Raw genomic sequence first — 4,948 nt, forward strand, 5'->3', positions numbered from 1 at the left:
CTCCCCGCCGCCCGCTTTCGCGGCGGGGAGATATAGCGGACAGCAGGCACAGGAGATGCTACGGAGACGGAAATTCCCTGCTCCTGAAAAAAAATAAATCAGCCTTGCTCATACCTTTCCATTTCCCTGTCATAAAAGGTATTCGCCTGTTCTATAAGGGCTTCCATCTCTGCGTTCAGCTCATTTTCGTCAAGGTCTTCAGGCTCTTCCAAAAATTCCACTTCATCATCTTTCAGGTTAATGATAAAGCGTGGATAATCAAGGTGGATGATAAATATATCTTCAGGAAAGTCAGTATTATCAGCAAGTAGAAATTTTGGTAGTTCCATAATATTAGTTGAAAGTTTGAAAGTTGAAAGTTCGAAAGTTTGAAAGTTGAAAGTTGAAAGTTTGAAAGTTTGAAAGTTGAAAGTTTGAAAGTTGAAAGTTTGAAAGTTCGAAAGTTGAAAGTCTTAATGTCTAATGTCTTATGTCTAATGTCTAATGTCTTATGTCTTATGTCTTATGTCTTATGTCTAATGTGATTCTTCATTGAGGTGGTAAGGTGCTTTGATCATTTTATTGGTTAAGTAATTAAAGCGAAGATACAAAAATAAGGCAGCAACCGTGAGCCCTGCCAGCAGGCCAATCCATATACCCGTAGCCTTAAGGCCGGTATGTATCCCCAGGTAAAAAGATATGGGAAACCCTATAACCCAGTAAGCTATAAATGTTATTACCGTAGGTATCTTCACATCCTGCAGGCCCCGCAGTGCTCCCAGTACCACCACCTGTATGCCGTCGGAAATCTGGAATACGGCAGCCACCAGCAACAGGGACGACGCTATGGCAACAACCTCAGCATTGTCTTGCAGCAGCGATACGTTTTCCATATTGAGGAAGTAATGCGGAAGCACCTCATGCAGCGCCACAAAAAGCAGCGCAAACACAATTTCAAGCACTATGGCAAGCAGGAAAATAGAGCGTGCCACTACCTGCAGGTTCTTATAGTCCTGCAGGCCTTTCTGGTTGCCTACCCTTACCATGGCGGCCACACTAAGGCCCATGGCAAACATAAAGGTCATCGACGCAAGGCTCAGGGCAATCTGGTTGGCGGCCTGGCTCGATTTGCCCAGCGAGCCCGAAAGCCAGATAGCTGCCGTAAAAAGAGCTACCTCAAAAAGCATCTGCATGGACGAAGGCAGGCCAAGGGCAGTTATCTTTTTCAGCATTGATTTTTTGACCTGCCCCAGGCTGAAGTTATGGAAATATATATTGAGCTTAGCATTTTTCGAAAGGATATAATGCATGTACAATACCATCAGCACACGTGATATTACCGTTCCCAGTGCAGCGCCTGTTATTCCCATCTTCGGGAATATCCAGATACCGTATATAAGCATGTAGTTGATGGCTACATGTATTACGTTAGAAACAATAACTGCATACATAGCGTATTTGGTAAGCGACATACCATCAGCAAACTGCTTATACCCCTGGAATATTACCATGGGCAGCAAAGAAAACGCTACCCAGTCAATATAGGGCGAAGCAAGCGCTATAACTTCCTGCGGCTGGTGCATAAGCGACATGAGCGGCTTTGCAAAATAAACCACCCCGAACAGCAGGAGGCCCAGCACCGTGCATAGTACCAGCCCATGATGAAAAGCCTCCCTTACTTTGCCGGTATCCTGCTCAGCATCACCCTGTGCCACAATTGGTGTTATAGCTGTAGAAAAACCTATGCCTACTGACATGGCTATAAATACAAGGCTGTTACCTAATGATACTGCTGCCAGTTCAGCCGTGCCTATTTTGCCTACCATAATGTTATCAACCACACCTATAAGCGTGTGGCCCAGCATCCCTAATATTACAGGATAGGCCAGCTTCAGGTTTGCCGAAAACTCTTTTGTATATCTTTGTAAGCCCACTGTTGCAATTTTTGCGGCAAAGGTACATTTTTAAGCTGTAATGGGAGCCGTATCGATTAAACAGGATTTATTAAATTAAAATTATGCTGCAGCATCTCGAAACCGGACGCATGTACTTCAGGCCGCTTACCCCTGAAGATGATATAAACTTGTTCAGCCTTGATTCCCTTGCTGAAGTGCACACGTATTTAGGCAACAATCCGGTGAAGGATATTAATGAAGCAAGGCAATTCCTTAATAACGTGCTTGAGCAGTATAAAAAGAACGGCATAGGCCGCATGGCAGCTATACATAAGCAAACAGGTGCTTTTATGGGCTGGGCCGGCCTTAAAGTGGAACATAATGTTAACGGCCATGAACAGTTTTTTGATTTGGGCTACCGCTTTTTGCCTTCCTTTTGGGGCAGTGGTTATGCTACTGAGGCAGCCAAAGCATTTGTGGAATATGGCTTTACGGTACTGAAACTTGAAAAAATAAATGCTTACGCAGATGCCGGCCACTACGCATCAAGAAGAGTACTGGAAAAAGCAGGCTTAAACTACGTAGAAACGTTTGAATTTGAAGGTGTGGATGAGGTGTGGTATGAATTACTGAACCCCGAAAGGCGCTAACGCTTCCTTTTAGGCCTGGTAGCTTTTTTACCGGCCCTGTCATTATAAAGCCATGACATTGCGCACCCTGTAATTGCCCAGAGTGGTAACCCCAGGAACAGTTTTATTATGGAAAGCTTCTCACCGCCGGCCACGGGCAAAATTACTATAGTGATGATGTAAAATACGGCCCCTGTCAGCAGGCCATTACGTTTCCATTCTTGCATTTAATCCTGTTTTGTTTTTGTTCTTTTCCGTGAAACATAGCCAAATATAAGCCCTGCAATTATCCAAAAGGGCAATCCAATAAGGACCTTGATCAATTCTGGCTGCGCCCCGTCAAGCAATGGGAAAACAATGTTCAGCATAATGAACATAAACACGCCCCATACCAGGCCGAATTTAACCCAACTTTTCATTTAGTGCCTGCCTGGCTTTTAATTTTGTTTCTATTTCGGTTATTGTAGCCTATCCACAGCCCGGAGATGGTAGAGGCAACACCGGAAATAACCAGCTTCGGGATACTAAAATCAAAAATAACTTTGTCTTCCAGGCCTACCAGTACATAAAGGAAAGGACCGATTAATGTCATGAAAAAAAACATCCATACGGCAAAAAAAAGCCCAGCTTTAATCCAGGGTTTCATATCATACAAGTTTAAACTTCAAATATAGCTATTCTGACGTAGGATGCAAATTATCTCATTGTCTAATCCTGCTAAAATCCTATCTTTGCGGCTTTCAAAATCTTACCATGATTACTATTGATGCGCTTTCGGTACAGTTTGGCGGTACCACGCTTTTCAGCGATGTTTCTTTTTCAATCAATGAAACCGACAAAATTGCCCTCATGGGTAAGAACGGTGCCGGAAAATCAACCCTACTTAAAATAATTGCAGGAGTCAATAAGCCTTCATCTGGCAACATTTCAGCGCCAAAAGGAACGGTAATAGCCTACCTGCCGCAGCACCTGCTTACTGAAGATAACGCTACCGTTTTTGAAGAAACATCTAAAGCGTTTGAAAGCATCTTTAAAATGAAGGCCGAAATTGATGCGCTTAATGAAGAGCTGACAGTACGCACCGATTATGAGTCGGACGAATATTATAAGATTATCGAGAAAGTTTCAGAACTAAGCGAGAAATTCTATTCTATAGAAGAAATAAATTATGAGACTGAAGTAGAGAAAGTACTGATTGGTATGGGCTTTACACGTGAAGATTTTACAAGGCCTACATCTGAGTTCAGCGGCGGTTGGAGGATGAGGATTGAGCTGGCGAAGATCCTGCTGCAAAAGCCGGACCTTATCCTGCTTGATGAGCCTACCAACCACATGGATATCGAAAGCATACAGTGGCTGGAAGATTTCCTTATCAATAGTGCCAAAGCGGTTATGGTTATATCGCACGACAGGGCTTTTGTCGACAATATCACCACCCGTACCATTGAGGTTACCATGGGCCGTATTTATGACTATAAGGCTAAATACTCACATTATCTTGAACTGCGTAAAGACCGCCGCGCCCACCAGCAGAAGGCATATGACGAGCAGCAGAAATTTATTGCTGAAAATCAGGCTTTTATTGAGCGTTTTAGGGGGGCTTTTTCAAAAACGGAGCAAGTGCAATCCCGTGTGAGAATGTTAGAAAAGCTGGAGTTGATTGAGGTTGACGAGGTTGACACTTCGGCGCTGCGCCTTAAGTTTCCGCCGGCACCGCGATCAGGCCAGTACCCGGTTGTGGTTAACGAGCTTTGCAAATCTTATGGAGACCATGTGGTGTTTAAAGATGCCGCCGTGGTAATTGAGCGTGGGCAGAAAGTAGCGTTTGTGGGTAAGAACGGCGAAGGTAAATCAACTATGGTCAAGGCCATTATGGGCGAAATTGATTTTGAAGGCAGGCTGGAAGTTGGCCATAATGTGCAGATTGGCTATTTTGCCCAAAACCAGGCGGCGATGCTGGATGAAAACCTCACGGTTTTTGAGACCATAGACCGCATTGCCGAAGGCGACATCCGCACACAGATAAAGAATATTTTGGGAGCATTTATGTTCAGCGGAGATGATACTACCAAAAAAGTAAAAGTACTCTCCGGTGGCGAGCGTACCCGCCTTGCCATGATTAAGCTCTTGCTTGAACCGGTAAACCTGCTGATACTGGATGAGCCTACCAACCACCTTGACATGAAAACCAAAGACATTATTAAAGACGCCCTTAAAGCATTTGACGGTACACTGATATTGGTATCGCACGACAGGGATTTCCTTGATGGGCTGGTAACAAAAGTATTTGAGTTCGGCAACAAGCGCGTAAAAGAGCACTTTGAAGACATAAAAGGCTTCCTGGAACTTAAGAAAATAGAGAACCTTAGAGAAATAGAGCGTAAATAAATAAAAAAGAAGGAAGCCGTCTCACAACTTGAGACGGTTTTTTTACGTTTTTCTTGC

The 4,948-nt window shown here is 43.9% G+C and carries 6 protein-coding genes; 2 read left to right on the forward strand and 4 right to left on the reverse strand.

Going from position 1 to position 4,948, the window contains the following annotated elements; genetic code table 11:
* Positions 1–98 precede the first annotated feature (98 nt).
* Both CHU92_RS01520 and CHU92_RS01525 read right to left on the reverse strand, forming a co-directional pair.
* On the reverse strand, positions 99–329 hold the full coding sequence (locus CHU92_RS01520; protein WP_094411902.1) for a hypothetical protein: 231 nt from the start codon (positions 327–329) through the stop codon (positions 99–101).
* A gap of 186 nt (positions 330–515) precedes the next feature.
* Entirely contained in the window at positions 516–1,913 is a 1,398-nt protein-coding gene (locus CHU92_RS01525) for an MATE family efflux transporter (RefSeq protein ID WP_094411904.1), read from the reverse strand.
* Between the two features lie 83 nt (positions 1,914–1,996).
* On the opposite strand from CHU92_RS01525, the gene CHU92_RS01530 reads away from it, so the two are divergent.
* Complete coding sequence (locus tag CHU92_RS01530) at positions 1,997–2,524, forward strand: GNAT family N-acetyltransferase (protein WP_094411906.1); 528 nt, start codon at positions 1,997–1,999, stop codon at positions 2,522–2,524.
* Here the strand turns inward: CHU92_RS01530 and CHU92_RS01535 are convergent.
* Both CHU92_RS01535 and CHU92_RS01545 read right to left on the reverse strand, forming a co-directional pair.
* Positions 2,521–2,730, reverse strand: a complete 210-nt coding sequence (locus tag CHU92_RS01535; RefSeq protein WP_094411908.1) for a hypothetical protein — start codon at positions 2,728–2,730, stop codon at positions 2,521–2,523. The two genes, CHU92_RS01530 and CHU92_RS01535, sit on opposite strands and share 4 nt — an antisense overlap.
* A gap of 188 nt (positions 2,731–2,918) precedes the next feature.
* Positions 2,919–3,149, reverse strand: a complete 231-nt coding sequence (locus CHU92_RS01545) for a hypothetical protein (RefSeq protein WP_094411912.1) — start codon at positions 3,147–3,149, stop codon at positions 2,919–2,921.
* 107 nt (positions 3,150–3,256) lie between these two features.
* Here CHU92_RS01545 and CHU92_RS01550 point away from each other — a divergent pair, with 107 nt between their 5' ends.
* Positions 3,257–4,891 (forward strand): ABC-F family ATP-binding cassette domain-containing protein, encoded by a 1,635-nt coding sequence (locus tag CHU92_RS01550; protein WP_094411914.1) that lies wholly within the window; start codon positions 3,257–3,259, stop codon positions 4,889–4,891.
* Positions 4,892–4,948: the final 57 nt, after the last annotated feature.

It is taken from the genome of Flavobacterium cyanobacteriorum (assembly GCF_002251835.1).
Lineage (GTDB): Bacteria > Bacteroidota > Bacteroidia > Flavobacteriales > Flavobacteriaceae > Flavobacterium > Flavobacterium cyanobacteriorum.

Bases quoted from the DNA above. Each gene is read 5' to 3' on its own strand.
- CHU92_RS01535 (WP_094411908.1), bottom strand. From the start codon at position 2,730: ATGCAAGAATGGAAACGTAATGGCCTGCTGACAGGGGCCGTATTTTAC.
- CHU92_RS01545 (WP_094411912.1), bottom strand. From the start codon at position 3,149: ATGAAACCCTGGATTAAAGCTGGGCTTTTTTTTGCCGTATGGATGTTT.
- CHU92_RS01530 (WP_094411906.1), top strand. From the start codon at position 1,997: ATGCTGCAGCATCTCGAAACCGGACGCATGTACTTCAGGCCGCTTACC.
- CHU92_RS01520 (WP_094411902.1), bottom strand. From the start codon at position 329: ATGGAACTACCAAAATTTCTACTTGCTGATAATACTGACTTTCCTGAA.
- CHU92_RS01550 (WP_094411914.1), top strand. From the start codon at position 3,257: ATGATTACTATTGATGCGCTTTCGGTACAGTTTGGCGGTACCACGCTT.